This window comes from Cohnella terricola (genome assembly GCF_007786475.1).
Classification (GTDB): Bacteria; Bacillota; Bacilli; order Paenibacillales; family Paenibacillaceae; genus Cohnella; species Cohnella terricola.
In genome coordinates this window covers 55,597-70,519 of the sequence record NZ_VNJJ01000013.1, presented here as the reverse complement: position 1 = coordinate 70,519, position 14,923 = coordinate 55,597, and the positions used below count along the sequence as shown (strand labels likewise).

At 53.5% G+C, this 14,923-nt stretch carries 15 protein-coding genes; 14 read left to right on the top strand and 1 reads right to left on the bottom strand.

Features of this window, described 5'->3' with window-relative positions; genetic code table 11:
* The 6 genes from FPZ45_RS19280 (at position 1) to FPZ45_RS19255 (ending at position 8,155) form a co-directional block, all read left to right on the top strand.
* Entirely contained in the window at positions 1-1,551 is a 1,551-nt protein-coding gene (locus tag FPZ45_RS19280; RefSeq protein ID WP_144705508.1) for an NADH-quinone oxidoreductase subunit N, read from the top strand.
* 183 nt (positions 1,552-1,734) lie between these two features.
* Positions 1,735-3,861 (top strand): S8 family serine peptidase, encoded by a 2,127-nt coding sequence (locus FPZ45_RS19275; protein WP_186438471.1) that lies wholly within the window; start codon positions 1,735-1,737, stop codon positions 3,859-3,861.
* A gap of 61 nt (positions 3,862-3,922) precedes the next feature.
* Positions 3,923-4,183 carry a DUF1146 domain-containing protein gene (locus tag FPZ45_RS19270; RefSeq protein WP_144705504.1) on the top strand — a complete coding sequence of 87 codons (261 nt, stop codon included), beginning with the start codon at positions 3,923-3,925 and terminating at the stop codon, positions 4,181-4,183.
* 230 nt (positions 4,184-4,413) lie between these two features.
* Entirely contained in the window at positions 4,414-5,799 is a 1,386-nt protein-coding gene (gene murA, locus FPZ45_RS19265; RefSeq protein ID WP_144705502.1) for a UDP-N-acetylglucosamine 1-carboxyvinyltransferase, read from the top strand.
* A 432-nt stretch (positions 5,800-6,231) separates the two neighbouring features.
* A complete protein-coding gene (gene spoIID / locus FPZ45_RS19260) occupies positions 6,232-7,329 on the top strand; it encodes a stage II sporulation protein D (RefSeq protein ID WP_144705500.1) in 1,098 nt (365 codons plus the stop codon).
* Positions 7,330-7,423: 94 nt separating this feature from the next.
* On the top strand, positions 7,424-8,155 hold the full coding sequence (locus FPZ45_RS19255) for a M23 family metallopeptidase (RefSeq protein ID WP_144705498.1): 732 nt from the start codon (positions 7,424-7,426) through the stop codon (positions 8,153-8,155).
* 192 nt (positions 8,156-8,347) lie between these two features.
* Here FPZ45_RS19255 and FPZ45_RS25415 read toward each other — a convergent pair whose 3' ends face one another.
* Complete coding sequence (locus tag FPZ45_RS25415; RefSeq protein WP_186438470.1) at positions 8,348-8,503, bottom strand: hypothetical protein; 156 nt, start codon at positions 8,501-8,503, stop codon at positions 8,348-8,350.
* Positions 8,504-8,831: 328 nt separating this feature from the next.
* On the opposite strand from FPZ45_RS25415, the gene FPZ45_RS19250 reads away from it, so the two are divergent.
* The 8 genes from FPZ45_RS19250 (at position 8,832) to fabZ (ending at position 14,916) form a co-directional block, all read left to right on the top strand.
* Positions 8,832-9,965 (top strand): HD-GYP domain-containing protein, encoded by a 1,134-nt coding sequence (locus FPZ45_RS19250; protein WP_144705496.1) that lies wholly within the window; start codon positions 8,832-8,834, stop codon positions 9,963-9,965.
* A gap of 202 nt (positions 9,966-10,167) precedes the next feature.
* Positions 10,168-10,455, top strand: a complete 288-nt coding sequence (gene spoIIID, locus FPZ45_RS19245; protein WP_144705494.1) for a sporulation transcriptional regulator SpoIIID — start codon at positions 10,168-10,170, stop codon at positions 10,453-10,455.
* Positions 10,456-10,560: 105 nt separating this feature from the next.
* Positions 10,561-11,559 carry a rod shape-determining protein MreB gene (gene mreB, locus FPZ45_RS19240; protein ID WP_144705492.1) on the top strand — a complete coding sequence of 333 codons (999 nt, stop codon included), beginning with the start codon at positions 10,561-10,563 and terminating at the stop codon, positions 11,557-11,559.
* Positions 11,560-11,626: 67 nt separating this feature from the next.
* Positions 11,627-12,493, top strand: coding sequence for a flagellar hook-basal body protein (locus tag FPZ45_RS19235; protein WP_144705490.1), 867 nt, complete (start codon positions 11,627-11,629; stop codon positions 12,491-12,493).
* A gap of 27 nt (positions 12,494-12,520) precedes the next feature.
* Entirely contained in the window at positions 12,521-13,354 is an 834-nt protein-coding gene (locus FPZ45_RS19230) for a flagellar hook-basal body protein (protein ID WP_144705488.1), read from the top strand.
* Positions 13,355-13,419: 65 nt separating this feature from the next.
* The gene (locus FPZ45_RS19225) at positions 13,420-13,653 is read left to right on the top strand and encodes a DNA-directed RNA polymerase subunit beta (RefSeq protein ID WP_144705486.1); all 234 of its coding nucleotides are present in this window, start codon (positions 13,420-13,422) and stop codon (positions 13,651-13,653) included.
* 122 nt (positions 13,654-13,775) lie between these two features.
* Positions 13,776-14,294, top strand: coding sequence for a CDP-alcohol phosphatidyltransferase family protein (locus FPZ45_RS19220; RefSeq protein WP_144705484.1), 519 nt, complete (start codon positions 13,776-13,778; stop codon positions 14,292-14,294).
* Positions 14,295-14,478: 184 nt separating this feature from the next.
* A complete protein-coding gene (gene fabZ / locus FPZ45_RS19215; protein ID WP_144705482.1) occupies positions 14,479-14,916 on the top strand; it encodes a 3-hydroxyacyl-ACP dehydratase FabZ in 438 nt (145 codons plus the stop codon).
* Positions 14,917-14,923 lie beyond the last annotated feature (7 nt).

Below are 14,923 nucleotides of genomic sequence, written 5' to 3'. Positions count from 1 at the left end.
ATGGAAGCTTTGCAGACTTTAACGTGGAGCGATACGTGGTACTTATCCCCCGAGCTCGTGTTGTCGGGTTTCGCGATTGCGCTCGCGCTGCTCGATCTGTTTCTTCCTAAGCAGGTCAACCGCAATGTGATTGGCTGGCTGACGCTTGCAGGTTTGATCTGCGCAGGCGTATGCGTTGTCCTGCTCCTTCTCTCTCTTGGCGACGGAACCGAAGTGAATAGCGCCGAACCATTCCACAGCCTCTTGGGAGGCAGCTACCGGATCGATAACTTCGGCAACTTACTGAAGTTGGTGTTCTTAGGCTCGGCGGGGTTCATCGTATTCTCTTCCCTTGGGACAGTGAAAGACGAAGACGTTCCGATCAAAGGGGAAATGTATTATCTTGTGCTGCCGGCGACGCTGGGCGCGATGGTCATGTCCTCCTCCGGCGATCTGCTCACGTTGTTCGTCGGCCTGGAGCTTCTGAGCATCACGTCGTACATTCTGGTCGCGGTTCGCAAGAACAACCGTATCTCCAGTGAAGCGGCATTCAAGTATGTCGTGACCGGCGGAGCGGCTTCCGCGTTTATCCTATACGGGATGTCTTTCCTCTACGGGATTACCGGCTCCACGAACATAGCCTTGATCTACGACGGGCTTAACTCGGCGATCGAGAATTCCGAGGCGCTGCTTTACATTAGCTTTTTCCTGATGATCGCCGGATTCGCCGTCAAGCTGGCGCTTGCTCCGTTCCATGCTTGGGCATCCGACGTGTACCAAGGCGCGCCGACGCCGGTTACTTCCTTCCTGGCCGTCGTGGCCAAGGGAGCGGCATTCGCGATGCTGTACCGGATTTTCATGGGAACGGCTTTCTTCGCCATCGGATCGACGGGCTTCATACAGAAGGACATATTCCTGGGCTTGGCCGTTCTCGCGGCGGCCGCTATGATCGTCGGCACGGCGGGAGCGTTAAGGCAGCGCAACGTAAAGAGGCTTCTCGCGTTGTCCGGCGTGGCAAATGCGGGGATCTTACTGACTCCGCTGGCGCTTAGCCTAACGCAATTCCATACTTCAATGTTCTCCGAGTTCATTTATTACTTCATCGCGTACGCGTTCATGAACATCGGCGTCTTCTCCGTGCTAACGATCGTATCGAGAGATTCGGGCAACGAGACACTGTCCGGGTTCGCCGGATTGTATCACCGCGCTCCTTGGACGGCGGCCGCGGCGGTTGTGCTGCTTTGTTCCTTGGCGGGCTTGCCGGTGACGGGCGGATTTTTCGGGAAGCTCTTCATTCTATTCGGCACGATTCAGACGCACACTTACTGGCTTGGCGCGATTATGCTGGCGACGACGGTCGTGTCGTACGCGGTCTATTTTACACTCATTCGGCAGATGTTCATGCGCAGCGGAGAATTGGATACGGGCTTGAAAATGACGTTCCCAGCGGGGATAACGATCTGGATCTGTACGATCGCCACCTTGGCGCTCGGATTCTTTCCCGTACCAATCTTAAATTGGATTAACGACGTTTTCTCGATCCAGTTTGATTTCTTAGTGTTCCGGGGTTAAGAAAAATTAACCAAAGACGACTTCAAAGCATACGGCTTTGGGGTCGTCTTTTTGCATATGGTCGATACACCCACCAATTTATGGGTCTTCAGTCCTAAAAATATAGGTAGAAGAAGGGATTTTGTTGTCGAAACTCGAAATCTTTTATTAGGAAAGTTTCAGAGGATAAAGGTGTGGTTGACGTTGTATAATGATTCGAGAGCAAACCTCCATAGCCGTACATATGGTTGGCGTCGCGCGACGGCTTGTCTGTTGGCGATCTTATGCTGCGCAACTATCCTGTTCAATTATTCAAGCTCGCAGAAAGTCGTCGAGAATCCGGTTGCGCCGAAAGGCGCCGAAGTGCGGACGGCCGTTCGTGCGCAGGCATCCGATACGGACGGGGGCAAACTGGCTTCTCCTTTGCCGATTCCGTCATACCTTAGGGCAATCGAGATCCCAGACGCATGGGCGCAGTTAAACGAAGATGTGACTTCCACGATTGCTATCGTAGACACAGGGGTCGATTTTAACATTCCCGAATTGAAAGCGTTGCTGATGAACGGCAAAAATTTGATCAATGAACGCAAGTCGGCACAGGACGACAACGGCCACGGAACCGCCGTCGCGGGAGTGATCGCCGCTGTAGCCAAAGCGGGTGAGTCCTCCCCGGGCAAGGGAAGATGGAAAGGGAAATTGCTGCCCGTCAAGTCGCTCGACCAGTTCGGAGCGGGTAACGAAGAAAAATTGACGCAAGGCATAATTTACGCGGTGGATCAAGGCGCGGATATCATCGTGCTCTCGCTCGGTCTCAGGAGAGATGCGCCGGGATTGCGCGACGCGGTCGCATACGCCGAGAGACGGGATGTTCTTCTCATCGCGGCAAGCGGCAACGACGCGGCCGTCTTCGGCGAGAAAGCTGCCGTTCAATATCCGGCTGCGTACCCGAGCGTGCTTTCCGTAACCGGCCTTGAAGGGAAGAAACCAGTAGCGCAAGCCACCGCTGGGCCGGAGAACGATGTGGGCGCCCCTTGGCGCGTTCAGACGCTGGCGGTCGGCGGAGGCGGAATCGAGATGGAGGGAACCTCCATGGGCGCGCCGCAGGTGGCGGCTGTCGCGGCGATGATCAAAGCCGAGCATCCGGACTGGAAGCCGATCCAGATTCGAGAAACGATCAGGAAATCGGCGCAAGCAGTCGGAGGCGTTCCATGGAGTCCAAGTGCGGGTTACGGACTGCTCTCGGCTGCCCAAGCTTTGCAAGCGGATGATCATATCGATTGGCGCAAGCCAAATAACACCAAAGCGCGCGCAAGCGAGTTCCCGCTCGGCAAAGAGGTCGTGGGAGCTTGGGGCAGCCCGGCCGATTCCGCCTGGTATGTGTTCGATGCTCCGTATGACGGAGTGTACGGCGTGTCCGGGGACGCTGCCAGATTCGCGCTTTACGGGGCGAACGGGATCGTTAAACCGTTTCCGGCGGAGGTCGTTCCGGAGGTCCTCCTTGCCCAGTGGCCGGTCAAGAAGGGACGCAACTGGCTGCAAGTGCGTCAAGCGGCGGAATCGTCCGCGTTGTCCGAGGGTTACCGGCTCGTATCCGCGTTTGCGATGAATCCCGATGCGTTCGAGCCTAACGATACTGCTGCTACTGCAGCCCATCTTCCCGCTCGGAGCCAGGAATGGACCGGAACTTTTCATAAGCGCGGAGATGTAGACTGGTTCGTCATTAACTTGCCCAAACCCGGAATTCTAAAGCTGACCGTTACGCCCGATACGACGAGGATCGATCCGGAAATCCGCATTCAACCGGCTGGAGGCCAGATGATTATCGTCGACGAGCGCGGAGACGGGGGCATTGAATACTGGACTTTGAACAATGCGAAAGCCGGAAAATATTATTTTCGGATTTCCAATGCGGTTTCTTCGAATCCCGAAGCGGTAATCGGGACATATACTGCGTCATTGGAATACATTACCGATAAAGAAGATTTTTACGAGCCGAACGACAGCGCGTTAACGGCAACACCGCTAACGCCGGATAAAATTCATAACGCTCTGATTCAGACCGCCAAGGATCAAGATTGGTTTAAATTCCAAATTACAAAGGCGCAAACGGTTAAGCTTGATGTCAGTCACATTCCGGCGGAGATGAAGTTAAGCGTTGAATTGCGCGATAAGAAGCTGCAAACCCTAAGTAAATGGAGCAACGGGGAAAAAGAGAAAACGCTCTCCGGAGAAAAAAAGCTGACCCCTGGTACGTATCATCTGAGAGTGACGGCCGACAGGCCCAATCGCAATCAATATTATGGACTTTGGCTGCAGTATTCAACAGACTAATCGGAACTAGATTTAAACTTTATGTGGCTGTTTGTCGTAGAAGAACGGGGGGAACTTATGGATGGGGATCGAGTCGGACGTATTCGCAGTAGCCGGTTGGAACGGATTGTTTTCGATCTTCGTTACGTTAGGCTGCGTTGTCGTCGTATGGATCGTGCTGCAGGAAGTAAAATGGGATAAAATCTTGCGCGATCCCAGAGGTTCACGAGCCAGAATGTTGCAATTGCTGATCGCCGTCGGGCTTGGTTACCTGCTCGCTCGATTTGTTCTCGATTATTGGAATTGGGTCGGCAATCTCAAATGGTTGTTCGATAACGGTTAAGCGCTTGAACGCCGAATAGCGCCGGATTTCATAAGAAGTTGGGTAATAATATATAAACCACCGAAATTGGTCACAAAGAAGTCGAAAGAACTCGAATTTCAGCGGTATGCCCCAGAAAATGCCGCTTGTGTCAATGATATGCGAAGTGGTATGATAAAATTTGGGTTTTTCGGAGCAGGGTACAATTGCCAGCCTCGGAATCAACTTATAATGCGCGGAGGGAACCACCCATGAGCAAAATCATCGTCCGCGGCGGACGCACCCTATCGGGTACAGTTCGCGTGCACGGCGCTAAAAATTCCGTCCTTCCGATCCTGGCCGCTTCCTTATTGGCGGAAAAAGGATCTAGCGTCATTTCTGACGTTCCTGCTCTGGACGATGTTAAGAATATCCTTCAAGTGCTCGCGGCTTTGGGGGTTTACGCGCAGCAACAAGACGGAAGCGTCCAATTGAATGCGGAGTCGCTGACTTCATGGGAAGCGCCTTATGATCTGGTTAGAAAAATGCGTGCTTCGTTCTTGGTCATGGGGCCATTGTTGGCTCGCTTGGGCAAGGTCAAAATATCGTTGCCGGGCGGATGCGCCATCGGCACGCGTCCTATCGATCAGCATCTAAAGGGGTTTGAAGCGATGGGAGCGGAGATCGGTTTCGGTCAAGGCTCTATCGAAGCGAAAGTAGAAGGAAAGTTGCGCGGGGCGAGAATTTATTTGGATATCGCGAGCGTAGGGGCCACGGAGAATATTATGATGGCAGCCGCGACCGCGATCGGAACGACAATTATCGAGAATGCGGCTAAAGAACCGGAGATCGTTGATCTGGCGAATTACCTCAATGCAATGGGAGCCAAAGTCCGCGGAGCGGGAACCGGCGTCATTCGTATTGAAGGAGTGGATCAACTCCACAGCGCCGATCATCAAGTGATACCCGACCGCGTCGAAGCGGGAACTTACATGATCGCCGCTGCGATTACGGGCGGGGACGTCTATGTGGAAGGCGCGATTCGCGATCATCTTGGGCCGATTGTTGCCAAGCTTGAGGAAATGGGCGTTAGCGTGGATTGCGACGAGAACGGCATTCGCGTTCAGGCTTCGAAGCCACTTCGTGCCGTAGACGTGAAAACATTACCTTATCCGGGATTTCCGACCGATATGCAGGCACAGATGATGACGCTGTTGCTAGTCGCGGACGGAACGAGCATCGTGACCGAAACGGTGTTCGAGAACCGTTTCATGCATGTCGACGAGCTCATTAAGATGGGTGCGGAGATCAAAGTGGACGGACGTACGGCTATCGTAACCGGGGGCATGAAGCTGTCCGGGGCAAGCGTGAGCGCTACCGACCTTCGGGCGGGGGCAGCATTGATCTGCGCAGCGCTCGTGGCGGATGGAAGCACTGAAGTAGGCGGAATCCACCACATTGAACGCGGATATGTCAACATCGTAAGCAAATTGGCCGCGCTTGGAGCGGATATTTATCGCGCGCCATCGCCGGAAGACGTGCTTCAGGAATCCGAGGAGGAGTCCTTAAAGCCGGAAAACTTGATCAAACAAATGGAACAACACGCGGCGGCATCGACGGAAGTCGTTATTCGCAATATTCAGCCGACGCTGGCGTAAACCATAAGTTTTACGTGTTCTCATACTTAATCGATTATTCTGTATGTCCTCGGACCTTCGCGGTCCGGGGGCTTTTTGTTTTGTTTCGATCCGGCGATCTAACGGTCTGGGAGACCGTTAGATGGCTGCGATCTGGTGAATCCTTCGTTGTAACGGTCTGGGAGACCGCTACACGCCCACAATATCGCGAATCCTCCGCTGTAACGGTCCGGGAGACCGCAAATTGGTTCGTTCCATGCATTTATTTCTTGCCCAAGTGTGCCTTTTCGATAGGTTCATTCCGCCTACATATATCCTGAGTTGGAGTGGCTGTTGGTGTGGTGTTGATAGGTTCTACCTTCTCGGAAACTCGCATATTTTGAAAGCATCGGTTGCCTGACAGACAAGCAGATAGACAGCGGCGAGCCGAAATCGAACCAGCGAGGTGGATCGGTGAGGAAGTCGGCTGGGTTGGGGGCGCCGATCTGGATCGGGTTCGCGATCGGAATCGGGTTAGCGATAGGGTTGTGGTCGTCAATTCATAGGGAGAACGGCGATCGGCGGTCGGGAGCGGTACTTAGCCAAGAGGATGCGAGAATGGAAGTAATGCCGGTTGCGAGTCAGGAAGCGGCAATGGACGATTCACCGATATCGGTATCCGACGATTATCATGAACCGGATATCCGGGTGTACTTGGCCGATGAGCACAGAGTCGAGATGGTCCCACTTGAAACGTACGTTCAAGGCGTTATAGCCGGGGAGATGCCGCTGGAATTTCATCCTGCTGCCCTTGAGGCGCAAGCGATTGCCGCCCGCACGTATGTGGTCCGTCGACTGTGGTTGCACGATCGTTCGGGAGTGCCGGTAGGAGGCGCGGACGTCACGAATACGCAAGATAACCAAATCTATCGGTCCTTGGCAGAGATGAAGGAGCTTCAAGAGAAGGACGGGGACGGTTGGTTAAAGGCAAAAGAAGCCGTTAAGAGTACGGAGGGCGAGATCATTACGTACGGAGGCGAGCCGATAGAAGCGCTATTCTTTTCCACTAGCAACGGATATACAGAAAATTCGGAAGAGGTATTTTCGGCCAAGCTCCCTTATCTGCGATCCGTGGAAAGTCCATGGGACAAGGCGGAATCCCCTCGAGCGCAAGAAACGGTAGAAATGAAGCTTGCGGATTTCTACGATAAATTGGGTGTAGACTCCATTGCGGCGGGCAAGAGCGCGGGCCGGACGCAGCCGATTCGAATATTGGCGTGGACGGAAGGCCGAAGAGTGAAGGAACTGCTTGCCGGAGACCGCAAATTCAGCGGCGTTGAAGTCCGGAAGCGATTGGGACTGCGATCTGCTGCTTTCGATTGGAAGGTAACCGGAGACGACTTGATCCTGACTGTCTATGGGAGCGGACACGGCGTCGGGATGAGCCAGTGGGGAGCGGAAGGGCTGGCTAAATCGGGAAAAAGTTCGCATCAGATTCTGGAACACTATTATATAGATGCTCGTATCGAGCAAGTTTCTAAGCTTGTGAAACGAAGCGGAAACGCGTTTTAAGTAGGTTGTCGCTATAAAAATTGCAATCTTTCAACGTAAACAGGTATAAAACCCCGTCACCTGGTAACAATGGCTTACTGAGGTGATGATAACCATGAATGAAGGCAACAAAACGCCACGCAAACTCGAAGAATCCCACAAGTCGGTTGCGGGTACGTCCCCCGCTGTTAGGCCAACAGGATGGAAGAAGTTTCTATCCAAGCGCTGGGTATTCCCGGCAGCTTACATGGCCGCGGCAGCAATCATCGTAACGATTCTCTGGCTCAACTCGGGGAAGGACGCAAAAGAAACGGCCGTCCCAGGTCAAGCCGGAGTCGCGAACGAGGCAACCGCGAACGGACAAGCAAGTCCGGATGCAGCCCCGGTTACCGCTAACGGAGAAACGCTTCGTTGGCCAGTAGCCAAGATGGAAGAAATGACTACGCTCGTTCCTTTCTATGACGCCTCGGCGTCCGAGGAAGAGAAGGAAGCGGCAATGGTCGAGTATCAGAACACGTTCACGCCGCACATGGCGACCGACTTGGCGCGCAAAGATGCAGAGTCGTTCAAAGTTATGGCGGCTATGAGCGGCAAGGTAACGGTGGCCAGTCAAACGCCGACCAACGGCTACGAGGTGCAGATCGAGCATCCTAACGGATGGGTAACCGTCTATCAAAGCTTGACCGACGTGAAAGTTCAAGTCGGCGACGAAGTTAAACAAGGCGATACGATTGCCGCCGCTGGCCAAAGCGAGTTGGAGCCTCAAGAAGGTGCTCACGTTCACTTCGAGGTTCGCAATAACGGGCTTCCCGTTAACCCTAACACGCTGATCAAGTCTGCGAAGTAAGAGAGTAGAAAGAAATGGAGCGATTCTACCGCCGTTCAGGCGGCAGGGTCGCTCTATTTTTTTTGTGCGTTTGAGAAAAGTAGAACAACTCTCCCGCATAGACACTGCCGTCTGGGAGTGGCCCGATCATTTCGAGTAACTCTCCCGCATAGACGCCGCCGTTTGAGAATAGCTCGATTAGATTGTATCGAACTACTCTCCCGCATAGACGCCGCCGTCCGGGAATAGCTCGATTACATCGAACAACTCTCCCACATAGACACTGCCGTCCAGGAATAGTCCGATTATATCTAACAACTCCCCCATATAGACGCCGCCGTCCGGGAATAGCTCGATTATATCGAACAACTCTCCCGCATATACGGCGCATGTTAAACACGATAATTCATATACAAATCACAAGATCAGCGCAAATGAGGAGAATATATGCGAATAATCATATACAATGCGCCACCCTCGCGCCGAACCTACTGATTCTATATGAAATTTCATACAGAACCGACTCAGAAGAGGGGGGATCCAAGGAACGTATATGAAATTTCATATAGAATAGCCCCGATAGAGGCAAAACCGATAGAACATGCGCCTAGCGGGATATCGACAATCGGAGGAGGATATGCCATAATTTTTCATTAGTGGATTTCATCTGTCGTACTTCTGGGGAAGGTTGGTAGACATGAGGATCGTAGGAGTATCGGAGCTAGAGGCGGGGGACGTTCTAGAAAGACCGGTAAACGGGAGCAACGGCATCGTGATGCTGGAGGCGGGCACGGTTCTTACGGAACAATATATTAGCAGACTCAAGGCGCTCAGAATCAAAACGATTTACTTGGCGAATGAAGCCAAGGCGGAAGTTGCAAGAGTCGTAACGGGAAAAAGAGACATACCGGCCGACACTTGGATTCGACCGAATATTGACGAAATGAAAAACGACCAGGCGTCCCGCAGAGAGGCGGTCAAGGCCGTTCAGGATTTCGCTGTCAAAGACCTGATGCTCGAGCAAGTCGTGCTGCCTTTTCCCGATGCAAATTTCCGCCAGCAATTACGCGAGATTCTAGCGGAAATCTCTTCGCAGCCCGTATTGGCCGAAGAACTCGGCGTCATGATGTCGACGGATCGCCTGTTGTTCGAGCACGCCCTTAATGTCACCCTATGCGCGAACATTATCGGGACCGCACAGCGATACGACAGTTCCAAATTGTACGATCTTTCCTTGGGGGCTCTCTTCTGCGATATCGGCATGATCCGATTGCCGGCGGGACTTACTAAAGTGAACCGTGAATTGGACGAGGGTGAGCTGGCGATGCTGCGTCAGCATACGAACGAAGGCTACAGGGTGCTGAAAGGGATCAAGGAAGTTCCGATCTCATCCGCACAGTGCGCGTTACTGCATCATGAAAGATATCGGGGATCGGGTTACCCGCTCGGAATGACGAATGACAAAATTCCCGAATTCGCCCAGATCGTCGCAATCGCGGACGTCTATAACGCCCTTGGCTCACTGCGTCATCACCGCAACGCTTACGGTCCGATCGAGACGATCGAGTATTTGTTCGCATCGGGCTATTACGATTTCGATTGGGACTTGATCAAGACATTTTTGAACCATTTGGTCGTCTATCCGGTTTCCACCTGCGTTCGGTTAAGCAGCGGGCAGCTTGCCACCGTGATGGAGACGGAGAATCGGCCGATTCAACGTCCGCTCGTCCAAGTGTATTGCGAATCGGACGGGAAAGCCGCAATTATTCCCTATTTGCTGGATTTGCGGGAGCATATGAACGTCGTGATCGTCGGAAAAGACGACAAATAACTGGAATAGCCAGTCCGGAAGACGGTGGAGACAAGCTCCTTCGTCTTTTTTTCTTGGGACTTAAGATTCACTTCAAAGCCTGTCAGACCTATATTTTACGTCAAAAAAGGGACTTTCCTAGCTCGGCAGGCTTGGCTATCTAGAATAAGTGACCGCGCCCCTCATATACTGTACCAATCTATTTGAGCAGGGAGGCGGGAGCGTGCACGATTACATCAAGGAACGCACGATTAAGATTGGCCGCTGCATTGTGGAAACGCGCCATACGGTTCGTACGATCGCCAAAGAATTCGGCGTATCCAAGAGCACGGTGCATAAAGACCTGACCGAGCGTCTGCCGGAGATCAATCCGGACTTGGCAGATCAAGTCAAGCACATCCTTGAGTACCATAAGTCGATCCGGCACCTGAGAGGGGGGGAGGCGACCAAAATCAAGTACAAGAAGACAACCGTCAAGAAGCGGGAAGTTATGACAGCGGGAAAAGTATAATTTTGCTAACGATGTCGAGAGGAAAAGAAGGATTTGCCGCAAACGCATCGAATATTATACTATTAAAAGATCAGACACTCCATTTTGGCGAGGGATAATAGGCGCATGTTTAGCAAAGACATCGGCATCGATTTGGGTACGGCGAACGTATCCATTCACGTTAAAGGCAGGGGAGTCGTGCTCGACGAGCCTTCCGTAGTAGCGATTGAGAACGACTCCCGCAAAGTGCTTGCGGTGGGAGAGGAAGCCCATCGGATGGTCGGGCGCACCCCGGGCAATATTATCGCCATACGTCCTCTTAAGGACGGCGTTATTGCCGACTTCGAAGTGACGGATATGATGCTGAAGGCGTTTATTCAGCGAGTCGGGGGCAGGAACTGGTACAGCCGGCCGCGTATTCTGATTTGCTGTCCAACGAACATTACGTCCGTGGAACAGAAAGCGATCCGCGAAGCGGCGGAAAGAAGCGGCGCTAAGGAAGTATTCCTCGAAGAGGAAGCTAAAGCGGCCGCGATCGGAGCGGGCATGGATATATTCCAGCCGAGCGGAAACATGGTTGTCGATATTGGCGGAGGTACGACGGATGTGGCCGTTCTTTCTATGGGCGACGTCGTAACCGCCTCTTCTCTTAAAGTCGCGGGGGACAAGTTCGACAACGCGATCATGAGGTACATAAAGAACAAATATAAATTATTGATCGGCGAACGCACGAGCGAAGACATCAAGATCAAGATCGGCACCGTCTATCAGGGAGGGCGTCGGGACGAGATGGACATCCGCGGTCGGGACATGGTCAGTGGATTGCCGCTGACCGTAACGATCCATTCCGAGGAAGTGCGCGAAGCGCTGTGGGAGCCGGTCATGTCCATCGTGGCCTCGACCAAGTCCGTGCTCGAACGCACGCCGCCTGAACTGGCCGCGGACATCATCGATCGCGGCGTGATCCTGACCGGTGGCGGAGCGCTTCTGGACGGCCTGGACGCGCTGCTTGCCGACGAGATCAAGGTTCCGGTGTTGATCGCGGAAGAGCCGAAGCATTGTGTCGTGAAAGGGACCGGCATTATGCTGGACCATCTGGACAAGATGACCCGCAAGCTGGGCTAAGCAAGAGACGAAGCATACGACGAATTAACGGACGAACGCCAAGCGGGTCCGCTGGGAGGATGGCTTCATGTTAAGGGGACTGTACACGGCAGCATCGGGTATGATGGCGCAGCAACGTCGCCACGATATGGTTACGAACAACATCGCCAATATTAATACGCCGGGGTTCAAGGCGGGCAACTCGGTCAATCGAACGTTTCCCGATATGCTTCTTTATGCGATGGGCGGGCCTAATCCTTCCAATGGAAACATAGGTAAGCTCGGAACCGGAGTATTCGCCGAAGAGCACTTGCCGAGCATGCTTCAAGGAGACATGCAGGAAACCCGTCGCAATCAGGATTTTGCGATCCTGTCGGATATTCTCGTGAACGGGGTCACTTTCGATCCTTCCGGCAAGTTCGTGGACGAGAACGGCGTAACGACATATCAACCGCAAGCCTTCTTTGCCATCGAGAAAGCGAGAGGCGAAGAACGCTATACGAGGGACGGCAGCTTTACGACCGCTCCGGACGGCACACTGGTCACGTCGGACGGGTTTCCGGTGGTTGGAGCGAACGGCCAGCCGATCGTCATTAACGTTCCTTGGGATGAAGTCGGCGTGACGGCCGACGGCAAACTCATCAATAACGAAACGGGACAGCAGCTCCCAGGAAATCCACAAATCCGCATCATGCGCGTGGACAACCCCAATTTCCTCATCCGTGAAGGCGATGGACGCTTCCGCTATGAAGGGGATACGGCTGGCATCAATCAGATCGCGGCGGGCGACAGAGTGGAAGTGCGCCAGGGATACCTGGAACGTTCCAACGTGGATTCTGCGCAGGCGGCAATCGATATAATGGCCGCGCTTAGGGCGTACGAGGCGAACCAGAAAGTAATCCAGACTTACGACCGCAGCTTGGACAAAGCCGTGAACGAAATCGGCCGCGTATAATAAACGTCCGCAAGGGGGAACTTCCGGGTGAACAATTCGATGATTACCGCGTCCGTATCCATGGGCGCCCTTCAGCAGAAACTGGATATAATTGCCGATAATTTCGCTAATTCCAATACGGTCGGATATAAACGCAAGTCAGCGACGTTCGAAGACATTCTGACGAGCTTGAATCCGCAGATCGATGATTTCAACCAGCAGGGCAGGAAAACGCCTCTCGGCTTGACGCTCGGCTGGGGCGCAAGGCTGTCATCCATCCGGACGGACTTGGCCCAAGGTTCCCTTCAGCACACCGGCGAGATGACGGACATTGCGATCGAAGGCAACGGAATGTTCGAGGTTCGGACGAACGGTGTGATCGGCGGACCACGCGCTTTCACTCGCCACGGCCCGTTCCATTTGATTCCCGACGCGACGAACGGGGGCCGGCTTCTCACGACGAATTCCGGACAACTCGTCGTAGCGGATACCGGCAACGGAGACGACTTCGTCCGCGTTCCGAACGGTTACGAGCTAAGAATCGCCGAGGACGGAACGATGACAGGGGTTATCGGAGACGGAACCGATCCGATCGCGTTGGGCCGGCTTAAGGTCGTGCAAGTCGCCAACGCCGATCTGTTGCGGGCGATTGACGACAATCTATTCGGCATTCCGGAGAACGTGGATCCGCTCAACGTCGTTCGCGACGTTCCCGTACAAGGGTCGATATCGGTTCGTCAAGGTTTCGTGGAGCAATCCAACGTGAACATGGCGGACGAGATGGCAGATTTAATGATCGTGCAACGCGCGTATCAATTGAGCGCAAGAGCGCTGACCTCCAGCGAGCAGATGATGGGGATGGCGAACAATCTTCGCGGTTGATGCGCGAGGCGGCGGCGGTTAGCGCCTGTTCCGTTTCGTTGCGCGTCGAAGGAGACGAAAGCTTCATGAAAGCAGCATCCCGTTCAAACGGTAAAAGCAAACCTTCTTCTGGGAAGGTCATCGCGAGAATCGTTTGGGTGAGTATTAAAATATTAATTATTCCCGTACTTTGCATTGCGGCTTTAATCGTAGGGCTTGCGATCGGATTTTCCGTTCTGGGGGATCGGCCTGTATCGGAAGTATTCGAACTCGATACCTGGAAGCATATGTATGATCTCGTGTTCGCGGAAGGCGGCTAAGGCCTGGCCTGCGCCTTGCAACCGGGACCGCAACTCCCCGGCTTCTGCTCGGGGAGTTTTCATTTGGCAGGGGTGAGCGTTATAATGGTGGGGAACTTTAGAGAAATGGGGGAACACTGGGAATGAATCTACCTAACTTGTTGACGATGTCCCGCTTTGTGTTAATCCCCCTATTTTTGGTTTTATATTTCAACGAAATGCCGATAGCCGCGTTATGCACGTTGCTCGTGGCCGGATTGACGGATTTTCTGGACGGCTACATCGCTCGGCGCAGCGGTCAGGTTACCGTTACGGGAAGCATGCTGGATCCGCTCGCGGATAAGCTGATGATGCTTTCCGTCGTGCTGGCCCTCCTGATCAAAAGCGCGATGCCTCTGGCTGCTTTCGTTGTCATGGCGTTCAGGGAGGTCGCGATGATCGTCGGTTCGGCGATTTTTTATTTCCGCGGTCTGCAGACGGTACCCGCCAATATGTTCGGCAAAGCGACGACCGTCATTTATTATCTGGCGATTACGCTCATGTTCCTGGAGCAACCGGGCGGCGTATCTGTGTTATGGGGCGGAATCATTCTGTCGTTCGTCGCATCGATCATTTATTTCATGAAGTTCAAGAAGATCAACCAGGTGTCCCGAACTTCGTAGGCCGGGAGTTTTCCGGGGCCACAAAAGAGCCCGCTTCCGGCTGTTGTGACGCAGGCGGCGGCAGGCTCTCTTATATCAACCCCGACTGCTGCAGCTCGCCTGGGGGATGTCGCTATTATTAACCGCATCTGGTACATTTATGCGCTTCGCGCGCTGGTATCACCTAAATTAGGAGGAATATGACATGTTAGATATTGTACAAATTCAGGAATTGATTCCGCATCGCCCGCCCTTTCTGCTCGTGGACCGGATATTGGAGCTTGAACCGGGCAAGCGGGCGGTTGGCCTCAAGAACGTGACGATGAACGAGCCTTATTTCGTCGGCCATTTTCCGTCTTATCCGGTCATGCCGGGCGTGCTGATCGTTGAAGCGTTGGCTCAAGTCGGCACGGTGGCAATGATGGCACTTGAGGAGAACAGAGGGAAACTGGGCTTCTTCGCGGGGATCGACGATTTCAGATTCCGCGGGCAAGTAAAGCCGGGCGATACGTTGACATTAGAATTGGAGGTGACCAGACTCAAAGGAACGATCGGCAAAGGCCGAGGTACGGCGCGGGTCGGCGAAACGATCGTCGCCGAAGGCGAATTGATGTTCGCGCTGGCCGATCCGTCCAAAGGTTAAGACAACT

What these genes read in the sequence shown, in the direction of transcription:
- FPZ45_RS19280 (WP_144705508.1), top strand. Translation starts at nt 1, where the DNA reads ATGGAAGCTTTGCAGACTTTAACGTGGAGCGATACGTGGTACTTATCC.
- FPZ45_RS19270 (WP_144705504.1), top strand. Translation starts at nt 3,923, where the DNA reads ATGGGGATCGAGTCGGACGTATTCGCAGTAGCCGGTTGGAACGGATTG.
- murA (WP_144705502.1), top strand. Translation starts at nt 4,414, where the DNA reads ATGAGCAAAATCATCGTCCGCGGCGGACGCACCCTATCGGGTACAGTT.
- FPZ45_RS19255 (WP_144705498.1), top strand. Translation starts at nt 7,424, where the DNA reads ATGAATGAAGGCAACAAAACGCCACGCAAACTCGAAGAATCCCACAAG.
- FPZ45_RS19250 (WP_144705496.1), top strand. Translation starts at nt 8,832, where the DNA reads ATGAGGATCGTAGGAGTATCGGAGCTAGAGGCGGGGGACGTTCTAGAA.
- mreB (WP_144705492.1), top strand. Translation starts at nt 10,561, where the DNA reads ATGTTTAGCAAAGACATCGGCATCGATTTGGGTACGGCGAACGTATCC.
- FPZ45_RS19235 (WP_144705490.1), top strand. Translation starts at nt 11,627, where the DNA reads ATGTTAAGGGGACTGTACACGGCAGCATCGGGTATGATGGCGCAGCAA.
- FPZ45_RS19225 (WP_144705486.1), top strand. Translation starts at nt 13,420, where the DNA reads ATGAAAGCAGCATCCCGTTCAAACGGTAAAAGCAAACCTTCTTCTGGG.
- FPZ45_RS19220 (WP_144705484.1), top strand. Translation starts at nt 13,776, where the DNA reads ATGAATCTACCTAACTTGTTGACGATGTCCCGCTTTGTGTTAATCCCC.
- fabZ (WP_144705482.1), top strand. Translation starts at nt 14,479, where the DNA reads ATGTTAGATATTGTACAAATTCAGGAATTGATTCCGCATCGCCCGCCC.